At 32.7% G+C, this 15535-nt stretch carries 12 protein-coding genes; all 12 read right to left on the reverse strand.

Translation table 11 applies throughout. The features are described 5' to 3' along the window. Window positions 1–2 precede the first annotated feature (2 nt). Window positions 3–1739, reverse strand: coding sequence for a sodium:solute symporter family transporter (locus ACNFIH_RS00645; protein ID WP_426485042.1), 1737 nt, complete (start codon window positions 1737–1739; stop codon window positions 3–5). Window positions 1740–1862: 123 nt separating this feature from the next. Continuing rightward, window positions 1863–4394: a PIG-L family deacetylase gene (locus ACNFIH_RS00650; protein WP_426485043.1), complete on the reverse strand. Its 2532-nt coding sequence runs from the start codon at window positions 4392–4394 to the stop codon at window positions 1863–1865. A gap of 213 nt (window positions 4395–4607) precedes the next feature. Continuing rightward, complete coding sequence (locus tag ACNFIH_RS00655; protein WP_426485044.1) at window positions 4608–6230, reverse strand: hypothetical protein; 1623 nt, start codon at window positions 6228–6230, stop codon at window positions 4608–4610. A gap of 203 nt (window positions 6231–6433) precedes the next feature. Next, a complete protein-coding gene (locus ACNFIH_RS00660; protein ID WP_035643609.1) occupies window positions 6434–6952 on the reverse strand; it encodes a hypothetical protein in 519 nt (172 codons plus the stop codon). A 193-nt stretch (window positions 6953–7145) separates the two neighbouring features. Further along, window positions 7146–8978 (reverse strand): hypothetical protein, encoded by a 1833-nt coding sequence (locus tag ACNFIH_RS00665; RefSeq protein ID WP_426485045.1) that lies wholly within the window; start codon window positions 8976–8978, stop codon window positions 7146–7148. Between the two features lie 84 nt (window positions 8979–9062). Then, window positions 9063–10163 carry an AI-2E family transporter gene (locus ACNFIH_RS00670; RefSeq protein ID WP_426485046.1) on the reverse strand — a complete coding sequence of 367 codons (1101 nt, stop codon included), beginning with the start codon at window positions 10161–10163 and terminating at the stop codon, window positions 9063–9065. A 108-nt stretch (window positions 10164–10271) separates the two neighbouring features. Then, window positions 10272–10802, reverse strand: a complete 531-nt coding sequence (locus ACNFIH_RS00675; protein ID WP_142448731.1) for a mechanosensitive ion channel domain-containing protein — start codon at window positions 10800–10802, stop codon at window positions 10272–10274. 10 nt (window positions 10803–10812) lie between these two features. Beyond that, window positions 10813–11397, reverse strand: coding sequence for a Maf-like protein (locus tag ACNFIH_RS00680; RefSeq protein WP_426485047.1), 585 nt, complete (start codon window positions 11395–11397; stop codon window positions 10813–10815). Then, a complete protein-coding gene (locus ACNFIH_RS00685; RefSeq protein ID WP_426485048.1) occupies window positions 11390–12316 on the reverse strand; it encodes a geranylgeranylglycerol-phosphate geranylgeranyltransferase in 927 nt (308 codons plus the stop codon). Before ACNFIH_RS00685 ends, ACNFIH_RS00680 begins: the two co-directional genes overlap by 8 nt. A gap of 64 nt (window positions 12317–12380) precedes the next feature. Next, window positions 12381–12908 carry a KdsC family phosphatase gene (locus ACNFIH_RS00690; protein WP_426485049.1) on the reverse strand — a complete coding sequence of 176 codons (528 nt, stop codon included), beginning with the start codon at window positions 12906–12908 and terminating at the stop codon, window positions 12381–12383. After that, on the reverse strand, window positions 12892–13653 hold the full coding sequence (locus ACNFIH_RS00695; protein ID WP_426485050.1) for a Rossmann-like and DUF2520 domain-containing protein: 762 nt from the start codon (window positions 13651–13653) through the stop codon (window positions 12892–12894). The genes ACNFIH_RS00690 and ACNFIH_RS00695 overlap by 17 nt, the downstream gene beginning before the upstream one ends. Window positions 13654–13809: 156 nt before the next feature. Further along, window positions 13810–15495, reverse strand: a complete 1686-nt coding sequence (locus ACNFIH_RS00700; protein WP_426485051.1) for a glycoside hydrolase family 28 protein — start codon at window positions 15493–15495, stop codon at window positions 13810–13812. Window positions 15496–15535 lie beyond the last annotated feature (40 nt).

The raw sequence follows: 15535 nt of genomic DNA on the forward strand, positions 1-15535 counted from the left end.
TTTTATTCCAAAATTACATTATCAGAATTCGGTTTTCCTTTAAAAAATAAAAATTGAAGGATAAGTGATAATGCAACGGTAAGATTTGCTCCAATAAAATTCAGCCATAAGTATCCTAGTTTTTCCTGATCGCTCGGATAAATGTAAATCATAAAATAATAAATGATAAAAATAGTCACCTGACTTATGATTGCGCTGTAAAACATTGGCTTTGCCTGAACTCGTTTTAAGTAAAATCCAACAAGGAAAATTCCTAAAACAGTTCCGTAAAAAATAGAACCAATAATATTTACAAGCTGAATCAAATTCTCAAACAAAGTTCCTACACAAGCAAAAAGAATAGCTACAACTCCCCAAAAAAGCGTGAAAAACTTCGTTGCCATCAAAAAATGTTTTTCTGATTTTTCACCTTTTACATTTCGTTTGTAAATATCAATTGCCGTTGTCGATGCCAAAGCATTTAATCCCGAAGCAGTTGACGACATTGCTGCAGAAATAATAACGGCAAGCAATAAACCAATAAGTCCTTTTGGTAAATAATGCAAAATGAAATGGAAGAAAACATAATCCTTATCATTTGTTTCACTATTGCTATCTGCTTTCGAAATGATTTCTTTTGCTTTATCGCGCAAATCTTTTTCTTTGTTGGATAAGGCAACCAATTCTTTTCGTAAAATAGGATTGTCATAATCCTGATTCAGCTGATCGATATATAATAGGTTTATTACTTTTTTATCTTCAGAAAGTTTATCTAATTTCTTTTCAAGCGTATGATATTCTTCTTTAAAAGCCGATTTTTCAATGACAATTTTATTGTTCGGATTAAAATTTAACGGGACCGGATTGAATTGGAAAAAAACAAAAACCATAACTCCGGTCAGTAAAATAAAAAACTGCATCGGAACTTTTAAAAGTCCGTTCATGATTAATCCCATCTGACTCTCCTTAACCGATTTTCCAGATAAATAACGACCAACCTGTGATTGATCTGTACCAAAATAAGAGAGTGCAAGGAAAAATCCACCGGTAATTCCGCTCCAAAAAGTATATTTTTCTTCTGGATCAAAAGAGAAATTTACAATATTCATTTTGTCATTTGCGCCTGCAATGTGCATGGCACTTGTAAAAGTCATATCGTTTGGCAAATAATGCAAAATCAGAAAAAAAGTAATAAACATTCCCGAAATAATCACAAACATCTGCTGTTTCTGTGTAACGTTCACTGCTTTTGTTCCTCCGGAAAACGTATAAATAATTACCATTACACCAATTATGATATTCATTACGGTTAGATTCCATCCCAATAAGGCCGATAAAATAATAGCTGGTGCATAAATCGTAAGTCCGGTTCCTAAACCTCTTTGCACTAAAAATAAGATTGCCGCAAGCGAACGTGTTTTTACATCAAATCGTTTTTCAAGAAATTCGTAAGCGGTAAAAACTTTATTTTTATGATAAAGCGGAATAAAAGTCACACAAATGACAATCATAGCGATTGGCAATCCAAAGTAAAACTGCACAAATCCCATTCCGTCATGATACGCTTGTCCTGGCGTTGATAGGAACGTAATTGCACTTGCTTGAGTTGCCATTACTGAAAGTCCAACAGTGTACCACGGCGTTTCGTTGTTTCCTAAAATGAAATCTTCAACATTCTTGCTTCCTTTGGTTTTCCATGAACCATATCCAACAATGAATAAAAGTGTAACAATAAGTACGATCCAGTCAAATAGTTGCATAGGTTATGAGTATAATTGCATGATTAAGAGAAAAATAAGAATATAAATAGCATTAGCCACCAAAACATAGGTGTAGCTTTTTTTCCATTTTTTTGTTTTTTTGGCTTCCATTTTACGAATGTATTATTGCTTTAATTCTTGTTTAGGAGCTTCTATTGGCTGTTTCAGCGAAATGATATTAGATAACAATCGGTAAGCGCCGGCTACGCCTTCTGGTAATTCTCTAAAAAAGCTTAACCCAGTGTAAATATAGTATCCTTTTCCGTATGGCGCTACTAACAATGCACCATCTTTTGGAGATTCACCTTTATCATGCGATGAAATAATAGGAGTGAAGGCAGCGTCATATTGATCTGGATAATACAAACCTTGTTCCTGAGTCCAACCCTGAAAATCCTTTTCAGTAATTTTATTTGGAGTATTCAAAACAGGATGATTTGGTGCTAAAAATGTGATTTTAGCATTTTCCTCAGTTACGCGATCATTTGAAACTTTTAACGGATACGGCGCAATTTGGTCGGTAACCATTTTGCCATATGTATTGTATTGTACAATCATGTTTTTGCCATTTTTTACAAAATCAAAAAGTATTTTTTGTTTGTGTGCCAAAGCATTTACAGTATTGTAAGCGCGAATTCCGGTAATAACTGTACTAAATGAATCCAAACGTTCTGGTGTAATTTCTTCTGGTTTTAGAATAGTAACTTTATATCCCATTTGCGCTAAACTTTCTGGGACTTCGTCGCCAGCGCCCATAATATAAGCAATAACATCGCCAGAAGTTTTTAAGTCGATTCTGATACATTTTGATTCAGCTGATTTTAAAACCATTTGTTTAGTAATATGACTGTAATCAATAATTGTTTCATCTTTGTCAAAACGCTTATTATCTGTGATTGCAACTGCTTTTGCAACAGCTTCTTCTGGATTTACAGGAGGCGTAACTTCAAAATAAAAAGTTTGTTCACTTCCTTTTTTATCTAAAGAAAACGGAATCTGTTTTGGTGAAATTACCCAGCTTTTTGGCAATTCTAATTGAAGATTTCCTTTTATTCCATCTTTTCCGGCACGAACTTTTACCGGAATCATTTTGCTTTTGGTATCTTTAAAAATCAATACTTTTTCAAGGATTGAAGTCGTAACTTCAGGTACGATATCTAGGAAATTATACATTTCGCCTTTAACGCCGTCATTGTATTTGTAAACAACAGTACGCTCAAACGGAATTTCAACACCATTTATTTTTACATTAAAAACAACTTTTACTTCTCTGATAATATCTGGGATGCCAATGTTTTCCTGATTTGAAACCGTGTACATTCCAACAGTTGCTTTCTCTTTTAACCAATATGGTTGGGTATATTCTATATTTTCAGGAAGCTGTAATTGAAGACTGATTTTTTGATCATTGTTATTCTTCAAAATACTATTCTGAGCCGTTGTTTTATTGTCTGGTAATGTTGTTACACTAACTAATTGCATTTCAACAGCACATCTGTTAATAGCTTCAAGGTTTAATTTAATAGTACTTCCCGGAGTAGCTTCTTGTTCGGAGGCAACTGCTTCTAAATATAAACCTGAGCAAGATGCTATAATGCTTTTAATTGCATTGGCTTTTAATGGTTTCCAATGATCATCTTCTAAAGCTTCAATCATTGTGTATGCTTTTATCAAATCAGGAATACTTGCCGACGGATTGCTGAAATCGTATTTTGAAATGATTTTTGAAATTAATTCACCAATTGGCTTTCCGTTTTTAACTCGGTTCCATGAAGTATCGATTCCATCAAATAAATTGTCTCTTTCTTTAGGAGTTTCGCCATTAATAAGTTCCAGATATTCAGTTTCTTCACCACGTGCGCCTGTACTTCCAAAACCTTGTGATTGATGACGGCTTCGGCTCAACGCAGCAATTTCCTGATTTGATTTCCCAATTCCGGTGTAATAAACCCCAGTTTCTAGTTTGGTGAATTTTGATTTATTGGCAGCGTCAAATTTTTCCTGGCTTCCGTAAAACCACCAAGATGGATTAAAAAACTGGCGTTTTACCTGCCAAGGCGTAACAAATTTTAATTGTTCCGGGTATATTTTTGGATCATTTGTCAATTTATAACTTTCAACACTCAACATTGCTGATGACGTATGATGTCCATGCGTTGTTCCAGGCGAACGATGATCAAAACGGTTTATAATTACGTCGGGTTGAAATTTTCTAATGGTCCAAACAACATCGGCAAGAACTTTGTCTTTATCCCAGATTTCTAAAGTTTCACTTGGATTTTTTGAAAAACCGAAATCATTCGCACGAGAAAAAAACTGTTCGCCACCGTCAATTTTTCGGGCTTCAATTAATTCCTGAGTTCTTATTACACCTAACAATTCACGCAATTGTGGACCAATTAAGTTTTGCCCGCCATCACCGCGTGTCAAAGACAAATACCCAGTTCTTGCATTCATTTCGTTTGCCATATAAGAAATCAAACGAGTGTTTTCGTCATCAGGATGTGCGGCAACATATAAGACCGAACCTAAAAAATTTAATTTCTTGATTTGATTATAAATTTCTACAGAACTTGGTTTTTGTGGCTGTTGTGCAAAAGAAATTGAAATCCCGGTTAAAAAAAATGAAAGAATTAGTAATTGAATTTTTCGCATAGCGTGGTTTGATGTTTTTGAAAGTGCTTCAAAAATAGTAATTATATTTTTGAAGACTATTTAAATGAATTGTTAATGTTTGGTTATTGATTTCCTTTTTTAAGAAAAACTACTCCACAAAAAAAATGCCATCAGATTGTCTCCGACAGCATTTTTTTTTAAGAATTGATTTAATAAATTAAATCAGGTGGTATTTCTTAGGATTACAGAAAATTATTTCAATTTGTTTTCTGTGTCTTTGTACGTTCCAGTAATGGTAACGCCACTATTTTTAGTCACTTTTCCGTAAATCGTAATCGACGAATTGTTTCCAATAAAATTAATTTTTGCACCGCTGTTCAATCTTAGGTCGCCCCAGATTACTACAGAACCTTCAATTTGTAATAAAGCATTGCTGTTGATAATAAGTTCTGTTGGGTTTGATTGCTGGTATTTTCCTTGCGCCAAAGTTCCAGTCATATTAAAAGTTCCGCCGCTGTTTAAAATTAAAGTATTTTGTACAGAAATTGATCCACAGTGTGTTAACACGCCACCAGAATTTACAATTATAGAATTGATAGCTGTTGAACCATTATATGATTTTACTTCGTTTGAATTCAAAATCAAATCTTTACCTTGATTGTAAACTCCGTAAGAAGAACAATTTGCGAAAGTTGCATTTGGTTTTTCCATCTTAATGATTTTCAAACCACCTTTTCCGCTAGCAACATAAATATAGTCTCCGCTAGATTTTACATAGTTTGATGAACCTGTAATTCCAACAGTTCCAACTAAACTAAGAGGAGTTCCAGATTTGTAAACATTTAATCCTGCAGCACCGTTTGCAACAAAAGCATATCCGTCGTTTACAGAAACCGCATTGGTTACATTATCTCCTCCTGCAGAAGCCAATCCAATTGTTTGCAATTTTGATCCGCTGTTGATATCATAAACTCCTAATCCATTGTATCCTTCAGAAACTAATAATTTTGTTCCGTCAAAATCGATTGTTCTTTTTGCAGCGCTCACATCAGTGCTTGTTGCAAAAGATTTTTGAAGCGCAAGAGTTGATTCACTATAAATATTTACACCTTTCTTTCCGCTTAAAGTAACAATTTTGTCGCCAGTAAGAGCTACAGTACGTAAATCTTCTACAGCCACTTTTGAAGTTACTGCTTTTGTAGAATTGTTAATTTTAAACAAACTTCCTGTATCTCCAGTTACAGCAAAATAAGAAGATGAATTTGCCGCGACATCAGTTGTTGCATGGCTTTCAAGTTTTGTTACTGTATATTTATCTGTCAGCATTCCAGAGCTTAATTGCATATTGATTACAATTGCTGGATTTGTCAAAGTTGCATCTTTGTCAATATCTTTTGCTCCGGCAATAATTAAATTTCCGTTAGAGTAAGTAAGAGAAGTAATATCTGTATTAGCAATTAATGCAGATGTAAGCAATTTTGGCTTGTAAGGATCTGTAACATCAATAACATCAATCGCTCCAGAATAAGCTTCACCCATCATTGTATAGGCTACATAAGCATAATTTCCATTTACAGCAACATGATTTGCTTGCAAAGTTCTACCATTACTATCTGTTGGAGGATTAATTTCTGCAATTTGAACCATTGGCAAATCAGTTGTTGACTGAGTTGCTAGTCCTTTTGCAGTTGAAGTGTTAGTGATTGAGATAACTCCAGAATTAGTGTAATCAAGTCTTTGATTCAAAGAAGTGGCATCAGAATTAATAGTAATACCATTTCCAGCAGATTGGTCACTAGAATTATCATCATTGTTGTCACACGAAATAAAAAGTGACATAGTTAAAAAGGCGAATAGATAGAGATTGTTTCTCATAAACAACTGAAATTTAAAATATTGTGCAAATATAAGTTACAATTATAATAGGATAAGACAATTATTATAAATATAATTGATTTTGAGATTATTTTTAAATATTACGCAACAAATTAACAAATTCAGATTCTACTATGCACGCATAAAAAAAGAGTATCAATATTTTTGATACTCTTTTGTGTTGAAAATTAGATATTTAGCAATTATCTTCTTCCGTGTCCACGATGATCATCATGGTCATCATGGTCGTGACGATCATGTTTATCATGGTGTTTGTCATAATGTTTGTCATAATGTTTGTAGTCTCTGTGATCGTGACGATCATTATATCCATAAACCGGTCTTGGTTTGTATGGTCTTTGAGGTGCTCCATGATACCCTCTGTAATATTTCACTCTATGACGATCAAAATAGGTGTATGGAGTTCTTCCGTGGTAATCAGTTAAAACTACTTTATAACCTCCGTATAAATCATAATTTCTGTATTGTCTTGGCAAATAAGTGGTTCTAACCCATCTTCCGCCTCCAAAATAAATAAACTGTGAAGCTCTAACATCATAATAAGCTTCAATGTCTGGCAAATAATAATATTCCATTTCAGAATATCCTGCAGGTCCCCAAGCTGGTGGTGTTCCTATATTTACATTAATTGATACTTGGGCTTGCGTGGCATTTGCAACCAAAAGGAATAATCCGGCGATTGCTATTTTTAACGTTTTCATTTTTTCTAAAGTTTTAATGTTACTCTTGCTAAGTAATATTCATATACTGTGCCAAAAATAAAAACCAAATGTATTTCGTCGGATAAAATTAGCAGTTCACCGAGTGTGAAAGCGCTATGTACATTGTAATGTTTTGATTTTCAAAATGTTTTGCAAACTTTAAAAAAAGATAAAAAAAGCAAAAAAAAACTTTTTATTTATAATCTACAATTCTTGGTTTTGACAGCTCAAAATTCATTAATCCAAAATCTGTTGTTTCAAAAGTATTGGTTTTGAAAACATTATCTCCTTCAAATGGAATAGTAGGGTAGTATGACAAGGACAATTGAAAAGAACTGAATACTAAATAATCATTACTTACTATTACACCGAGCGTAAATTTTGAATAGGCTTTGTTTCTACCCATCGCATTATTCGGACTTCCTAAAACGGCTATTGAATAGTTAAAAAATGGATTTAAACGAAAACCCAAAAGCGCATTTGGCGAATAAGTCTGGGTCTGCAATGATAAAATCATTTTGTTGGTTCCGTAAATGGCGCTGTTGAAACCCGCCAAACCATTATCTTCATTTATATTCAATTTATCTCCAATTATGTCTTCACGGTTGATACCAATTACCATTTTTGGATTCACAAATTGTCTTAATTTCCAAGTTCCAATGCTGTAAAGCTTCGTAAAATAATTGGTTTCTACTGAAAATGCGGTTTCATAGGTTTTTGAATCATGAAAGAAGGTTCCGCCTTCAAAATTAGCACTCAAAAATCCTAACCTATAATAATTACCAAATGAAAACTGACCGCCAACATAAGGCCTCCACATTTGATTTTTATATTGATAGCCTAAAGTAACGCCATAAATTCGGCCAATAGGAACGTCTTCGGTCTGGCCATTTCTAAAAATATAATTGTCTTTGATGAATTTTCGCGTATTGATTCCAATTCCGGATAAAATAAGTTTTTGATCAGAATAGAAATGTGCTGGATCGTATAAATCTGTTGGCGTTTCGCTATAATTTACATTCAGAAACCGGCCAGAAACAATAAGATTGGTAATTCCTTTGTCTTCGTCTTCAAAAACTTTAGAAGCTTTTCCTGCCCAAAAATCCTGAAAATTATATTTGAAAGGCTGATAAGCATAAGACATATCAGGAGCCTGTAAAGTATCTTTCCTGAAGTTCTGTCCAACATAAATTCCGCCAGCCCATTTGGTTAAAGGCGAATAAAACAATCGCTCGATATTGATGCTTTTGGTGTAATTGTTATCAAGATCCATTTTATAATTCAACGTTGTTCCGATATAAGTATTTTTAATATTTGGAACCGTATAAGTAACATCATTACCATTTGCGCCATCGCTAAAACGATTAGTAAAGCGATATTCGAGCTGCTGGCCAGATCCAAAGAAATCTTTTTCCTTAAATCCAATAGAAACTTGATTACTGGAAATTGAAAATCGCGGAATAGTACTCCAGGAATCCAAAACTCTGATAGTAACATCGACAGAATCTGATGCCGCTCCGGCTAATTGATGTGTGATTCGAACTGCCGTTACATACTTTTGTGATCGAATTAAACGTTCGGTTTCTTGTACTTTATAACTGTCATAAACACTATTCCTTTTGAATAAAAGTAAATTGTAAATGGCGATTTTTTTGGTTTTTAAATGAAGTCGGTTTCCTGTTCGTTCTCCCCAATTTTTTGGCGCTTGCGTTGTATCTACAACAGAATGTCCAAATGGATCTAACGTAACGATGTTTATTTTCCGAATGATTTTGCCATCATAATTTGATGTGTCGCTCGGTATTAGGAGTTCTTCTTTCTTTTTTGGTTTATTGGTTCTAAAAAAGAGTTTGTGCATGGCTTTTGTGAAATTGTTCTTTTCCGAATAATTTCGGATTTTGTCATAAACCTGAGTTGAATCTTTTTTTACTGTAGGATCTTTTTTTGTTTTATCTGACTGTCCGTGAATGCTTTGTAAACAAAAGCAAAACAAAATAAAAACGACTATTTTTTTGTTTAGAAACATTCAGATTCTTTTCTCTTATTTAAACACGATTTATAATATGAATATAGGCTAAATATCAGTGCTAATTTTAAAATTAACTGTTTTTTAGCTTTCAATTTTAGCTTTTCGAACCCTCCAGGTAAATTTTCTTGGAACATGATTGCCCATCAAATAACCCCAGGCTTCCATTGATTCTATTCGGTCAAAAATTATTTTTAACATTGCCAAAAGTGGAATTGCTAAAAACATTCCCGAAATCCCTGCAGCCGCACCACCAATGATAATTCCGATGATGGAAACAAAAGCATTAATTTCAACTTTAGAATTTATAATTAACGGAACTAATAAGTTGTTGTCAATTAGCTGAACAATAATATTCACGATTAAAATTCCCAATATAATTGACGTTTCTCCAGTTCCTGTTAATGAGGCCAAAACTGTTATTATTCCTGCAATAAATATTCCGATGTAGGGAATAAGATTTAAAATTCCGGTTATCAATCCCAATAAAATGAAATATTTTACTCCAATGATCCAAAGCCCCAAACTTGTTAAAACGGCTACTGTAGTCATTTCTAATAAAAGCCCGACAATGTAATTATTTATAGAAACTTTAATTTGCGATAAAATATCTTTTAAAGCCGAATGGTTTTCTTTGTTAATCAATTTGGCTAAAAAAAGAATAAAATGATCTTTATAAATTAAAAATAGAAAAGTATAAATTGGAATTATAGTGCAGTCTAAAAGTAAATCGGTTATGGAAATCAGTGCCGAACCTATTGTTGCATTTCCATTTTTGACCGAATCTTTAGTTACATTATCTATGTATTTTTTTTGTTCTCCAATGCTGACATTAAAATTATCTTTAATGAATTTATGAATATCGGCAATAAAGGCATTTGCATTTTTTTTGATGGTTTCAAAATCATTAGCCATATCTGTTACTTCATAAGAGATAAAAACTAAAATCCCAATAATAAAAGCAGCAAACGTCAAAACACAAATAATCGCAGCAAGATGTCTTGGAAATTTTAATCTTACATTAAAAAAAGTAAAAATCGGCAGTAATAAAACAGCAAATAAAAAAGCCATTAGCACTGGTGTAATGACATCTTTTGCAATGCAGAAAATATAGGCAAACGAAATTAAACTGATTAATATGCAGGCAAGTTTTGCATAAAAAGGTAATTTTATAGGCTGAGTCATTTTTGTGAATTTTGAATAAACGTAAATTGGCTAAACAAATATTACACTTAAAATCAGTAATTCTGTTTTAGGTTTTTTAATTTACGTTATAAAATTCCCATTCAAAATTTAGTCAAAAAACTCTTTTTCTTCGTATTGTACCGGCATTATTGAAATTCCTTTTTGAAGCAAAAGATTATTTGGAAAAATAATTCGCTCGCCTTCTTTGGTTTTTAAATTCACATGAAAAGCGCTGATGTCTTCAATTTCAGCTTCAATAGGAAAATCTTTATCATGGATTTTTATAGTATCTCCGATTCTAAAAGGAAATGAAAAAAACAAAATCATTCCAGAAGTTATATTACTCAAAATAGACCACTGCGCAAACATAGCCACGCCAATTACAGTTGCGATAGAAGAAACAGTGATAAAAATATCCTTAGTGTCGACGCCCCAAATTACAATTAGACTAATAGTTACCAATATATTCATTAAAATATGAACATATTTAATAACCAAATTGGTTCTGTGTTCTAATAATTGACTGCTGCTGGCATAGCGTCTGATTAGTTTCGCAACGATTATTCTTAAAGCAACTAAAATTAATAGGAGAATAAGGGTAGCAAATATTTCCTGGCTATATTCTTTAAAAGAAAACATAAGATAATTTTTATACTAAAGTACTCAAATATTCGTAAACTTTAGCAGTCGGGAGCCCCATAACATTGGTGTAAGAACCTTCAACTTTTGCAACAGCCATAAAACCAAACCATTCCTGAATACCATAAGCTCCAGCTTTATCATAAGGTTTGTAATTTTCAATATAATACAAAATGGCTTCGTCTGATAAATCGTTAAATGTCACTTTTGTTACATCGTTTATCACGGTAGAAGTATTTTCTGTTCTAAAACAAACAGATGTAAATACTTCATGTGTTGCATTAGACATCGATTTAATCATTTCAAAAGCTTCTTCGGCATTTTTAGGTTTTCCTAAAGCTTTATTTTGATGCCAAACGATTGTGTCGCTAGTGATCAATATTTCATTTTCTTTTAATTCACCATCAAATGCACTGGCTTTCAATGCTGCCAGATAATCTGTAATTTCAGCAGCTTCTAATTCAGGCGGATAGACTTCTTCAATATCTTTTAATCGGATTTCAAAATCAAGATCCAAATCCTTAAAAAATTGTTGTCTTCTTGGTGATCCTGAAGCCAGAATCAAAGTATATTTTTTTAGTTTTTCTTTAAGCATTGTACTTGATGTTTAATGTAATTACAAGAATTGATAAAATTCCGAAAAGCAAAATTAGCTTTAAAACGGTACTCAAATGATGGAATTCTTTTTGAGTTTTTGCTGTAAAAATTTTTACAATAAAATATAATAGGGGAGCAAGAACAAAGGCGAAACTATATAAAGTGGCAATATAAAGTTTGTTCTGCATGAAATAAGTATTAATATAAAGCAAAGACAATATAAATGGAATTATAGCAAATCCTAAAGCGATTTTTGCAGCTCTGCTAATTCCAATTGCAATTGGTAAAGTATTCATTCCTTGATTGTAATCGCCATTTACATCTTCAATATCTTTAACTATTTCTCTAATAAAATTGATCATAAAAGCAAAAAGTGCATAATCAATCAAAATCGAAAAAAGACTTGCCATTTGCGCCTGATTCTCAGCGTTTGTTGCAGGAAATAAATCAAATATTCCAATTATAATGACGCTTAAAGCCAATAAAAGAGCTACAATAAAGTTCCCTAAAATCATGATTTGCTTTAAACTTGTAGAATAAAAATAAAGCAAAGACGCAATCAAAATAAAAACTGTTGCAAAACTCGGTCTCAAAATGACATTTGATAAATAAAAACCAATAGCAACGCCAGTAATATTTAATCCAATATAAATATTATAGGCTCTGGCTTCAGAAATTCCTTTGCCAATAATAACGTTATTTGGCTTGTTGATTGAATCTGTTGCTACATCAAAAATATCGTTGATTACATAACCTGCAGCCGCTAATAAAACAGTGCTTAAAATCAATAATCCGTATTGCCAATCGGCTAGAGCCAATGGAATATTTTGCTGTTTTAAAAAAGCATAACGAAATAAAACCTGCATAAAAGCAAGCATCAATAAGTTTTGATATCGAACGAGTTTTAAGTATTTCATTTTTTCAAAGGTTCTAAGTAGCTTGGGGCTAAGTTGCTAAGTTTTTTATATAATTAATAATTATTTAATCGTGTTTTCCATTAAAATATTCCATCCATTTTCCTTGTACTTTCATTACTTGCTCAATAACGTCACGTGCTGCACCGCGTCCGCCTTTTACGTGCGAGATATATCGGCAAATGTTTTTGATTTCTGGGCTTGCGTCTTGTGGGCAAGTTGGTAATCCTACTAATTTCATTACATGAAAATCAGGAATATCATCTCCCATGTAAAGCACTTGTTCTGGTTTAATAGTATTACTATTTGTATAATCCTTAAAAGTCTGAACTTTATCAGGAGTTCCCAAATGAACATCTTTAACACCTAAATTGTTTAAACGAATACGAACGCCTTCATTGCTTCCGCCAGAAATAATACAGACATTATAACCGCTTTCAATCGCAGCTTTCATTGCATAACCGTCACGAATGTTCATTGTTCGAAGCATTTCGCCTTCATTGGTTACAAAAACCGAACTGTCTGTAAGTACGCCATCAACATCAAAAACAAATGTTGTGATGTCATTCATTATTTCTTTATAACTTTTTGCCATTATTTTGAATAGATTGTGTGAGTATATTATAAATATTTTTTTGATTTTCGTTGGTTAAAAACGCTAAATGCGTTTTTATAGTATTAGAATCGTTTCGCTTTGCTGGTCCGGTTTGTGCATCGATTGGATCCAATGTATTGATTTTTTCAGCAGTTTCCTGAATCAAAGGTTTTAATACTTCAAAAGGAACACGGTGTTCATCACAGATTTCTTGTCCAATTTGATACAAATGATTTGTAAAGTTATTTACAAAAACGGCTGCGACATGCAATGCTTTTCGTTGTTCCGAATCAATTGCAAAAACAGCATTTGAAATGGTTTTTGCAGTTTTTTCCAACAAATCAAAATCGGCACTATTTTCTGCTTCCAAACACATTGGAATTACTGAAAAATCTACGGCTTTGTTTTTAGAAAAAGACTGAAGCGGATAAAAAACACCTCGTCTGTTTTTGGATTCTAAAGTATCAAGCGGCGCGGCACCAGAAGTATGAACTACAAGTTGATTTTGAAAAGATAATTGTTGTGAGACTTCACCAATTGCATTATCAGAAACTGCGATGATATATAAATCTACTGGTTTTAAGTCAGTTAAATCAGTTGTGATTTTGTCTTCATTAATAAGAGAAACTAAAACTTCTTTTTTTCTCGAAAATACCTGCACAATTTCGACAGTTTCACTTTTTGTGAAAGCCTTAATTAAATGTTGTGCAACATTTCCAGAACCAATTATCGATAGTCGAATCATAGCACAAAATTAACATTATTTTTTTGAAATGCAGTTTGGTTTAATTTGGTTTAAAGCCAATTTCAAATTTCAATTATCAATTTAATTCTGACAAAATTAAAAACCCGCTTTTTTGTAATTATAAAAAGCGGGTTTAATGAGTTGGTTTTAATCTTTTTAAAATTTCACAGAACCTTTTGGAACTGTTTGGTCAACAGTGATTTTTTTAGATAAATCAAAATTTGGGTTTGAAATAAATTCTATATTCTGGCTTACTTCGCCATTAATTGAGATTGCTTTATCTGATTTTGAATTGAATTCGATATTCTTGAAAGACATGTTTTTTCCGTTATAAATTTCGAAAATTTCTGGTTTCTGAATATCTAATTTAACATTGCTGATTTTAATTCCGTTTGCATCAATTATTGAAAAACCATTTTCAGCTTTTGCAGTTAAATTTGAAATTTCGATATTTTCAAGATTCATTTCTGGTAATCCTTGTAAAAATACTGCTTGATAAGCACCAGCGATTGTAATGTTTTTAATTGAAATATTCTTGAATTGTGGTGTTTCTACATTCACAGGCATCATTTTGTTGGCTACTTTAGTTCCGCCTTCAGCTAATGTTTCAGCAATAGATTTCCCTCCATAATATAAATCGAAAGAAATCGCCTGAGAAGGAATATCAGTCATATAAATATCCGAAATAAAGATATTTTCAACAATTCCACCACGTCCGCGAGTACTTTTAAAACGTAATCCAACATCGGTACCCATAAAAGTACAATTTGAAACATGAAGGTTTTTAACGCCTCCTGACATTTCGCTTCCTACTGTAACACCACCGTGACCATGATATACAATATTATTTTTAACAATGATATTTTCACACGGAACACCGCGATCGCGTCCATCTTTATCTTTTCCAGATTTAATGCAAATGGCATCATCGCCAACATCAAAACTTGAATTTTCGATTAAAACATTTTTACAAGATTCAACATCAAGTCCGTCGCCATTTTGAGAATACCAAGGATTTCTAACAGTCAAATTTCTAATAATCAAATCTTCAACCATTAAAGGATGAATATTCCAGGCTGGCGAATTTTGAAAAACCGGACCATCAAAAAGAACTCTTTTACTGTTTTGAATACTTACCATTACAGGACGAAGAAAATCATGGATTTCTTCAAATTGTTCTTTCGTTTTTAAATCAAGACGTACATTCTGATCAGCTCCAACAGAAGCTTTCATAAAGGTTTCAGATGGATACCAACTTTCTTTTTTCTCATTTAAAACTCCGCCAGAAGCTACAAATTTTTTCCATTGGCTTTCTGTTAATTTGCTCTTTTTTACTTGTCTCCAAACTTCTCCAGAACCGTCCCAAACGCCATTTCCTGTAAAAGCTACGTTTTCAAGATTTTTACCATAAATAGGAGAGATGCAGCGCCACGTATTTAAACCTTCAAAACTGGTTTCAATAATTGGATACAAACTTTTATCTGTCGAAAATTTAATCAAAGCACCAGTTTCTGCATGAAGTTCAATATTACTTTTCAAAATAATCGGACCTGTAAGCCAGATTCCTGGTGGAATAATTAATTTTCCGCCTCCTTTTTTTGCAAGAGCATCTATAGCATCGGCGAAAGCCTTTGAATTTAAAACATAACCGCCACTTACTGCACCAAAATCTTTTAAGTTGATTGTGTTTTTAGGAATTACAGGTTCTTTTACTTTTTGCATTTTGAATTCAATATCAGGGTAAATAACATTTGATTTTGAATTCTGCGCATGAGTTTTGGAAGACCATCCAGAAACAAAAAGTGCGAGAAAAAGGACAATTTTGATAGTTTTGGTTTTCATTTTTAATTATTTTGTAAAGAGATAGTTAATAGTCGAATAT

This window comes from Flavobacterium sp. 2, from assembly GCF_049949195.1.
In the GTDB taxonomy this organism is placed as follows: Bacteria; Bacteroidota; Bacteroidia; order Flavobacteriales; family Flavobacteriaceae; genus Flavobacterium.

What these genes read in the sequence shown, in the direction of transcription:
- ACNFIH_RS00645 (WP_426485042.1), bottom strand. Translation starts at nt 1,739, where the DNA reads ATGCAACTATTTGACTGGATCGTACTTATTGTTACACTTTTATTCATT.
- ACNFIH_RS00650 (WP_426485043.1), bottom strand. Translation starts at nt 4,394, where the DNA reads ATGCGAAAAATTCAATTACTAATTCTTTCATTTTTTTTAACCGGGATT.
- ACNFIH_RS00655 (WP_426485044.1), bottom strand. Translation starts at nt 6,230, where the DNA reads ATGAGAAACAATCTCTATCTATTCGCCTTTTTAACTATGTCACTTTTT.
- ACNFIH_RS00660 (WP_035643609.1), bottom strand. Translation starts at nt 6,952, where the DNA reads ATGAAAACGTTAAAAATAGCAATCGCCGGATTATTCCTTTTGGTTGCA.
- ACNFIH_RS00665 (WP_426485045.1), bottom strand. Translation starts at nt 8,978, where the DNA reads ATGTTTCTAAACAAAAAAATAGTCGTTTTTATTTTGTTTTGCTTTTGT.
- ACNFIH_RS00670 (WP_426485046.1), bottom strand. Translation starts at nt 10,163, where the DNA reads ATGACTCAGCCTATAAAATTACCTTTTTATGCAAAACTTGCCTGCATA.
- ACNFIH_RS00675 (WP_142448731.1), bottom strand. Translation starts at nt 10,802, where the DNA reads ATGTTTTCTTTTAAAGAATATAGCCAGGAAATATTTGCTACCCTTATT.
- ACNFIH_RS00680 (WP_426485047.1), bottom strand. Translation starts at nt 11,397, where the DNA reads ATGCTTAAAGAAAAACTAAAAAAATATACTTTGATTCTGGCTTCAGGA.
- ACNFIH_RS00685 (WP_426485048.1), bottom strand. Translation starts at nt 12,316, where the DNA reads ATGAAATACTTAAAACTCGTTCGATATCAAAACTTATTGATGCTTGCT.
- ACNFIH_RS00690 (WP_426485049.1), bottom strand. Translation starts at nt 12,908, where the DNA reads ATGGCAAAAAGTTATAAAGAAATAATGAATGACATCACAACATTTGTT.
- ACNFIH_RS00695 (WP_426485050.1), bottom strand. Translation starts at nt 13,653, where the DNA reads ATGATTCGACTATCGATAATTGGTTCTGGAAATGTTGCACAACATTTA.
- ACNFIH_RS00700 (WP_426485051.1), bottom strand. Translation starts at nt 15,495, where the DNA reads ATGAAAACCAAAACTATCAAAATTGTCCTTTTTCTCGCACTTTTTGTT.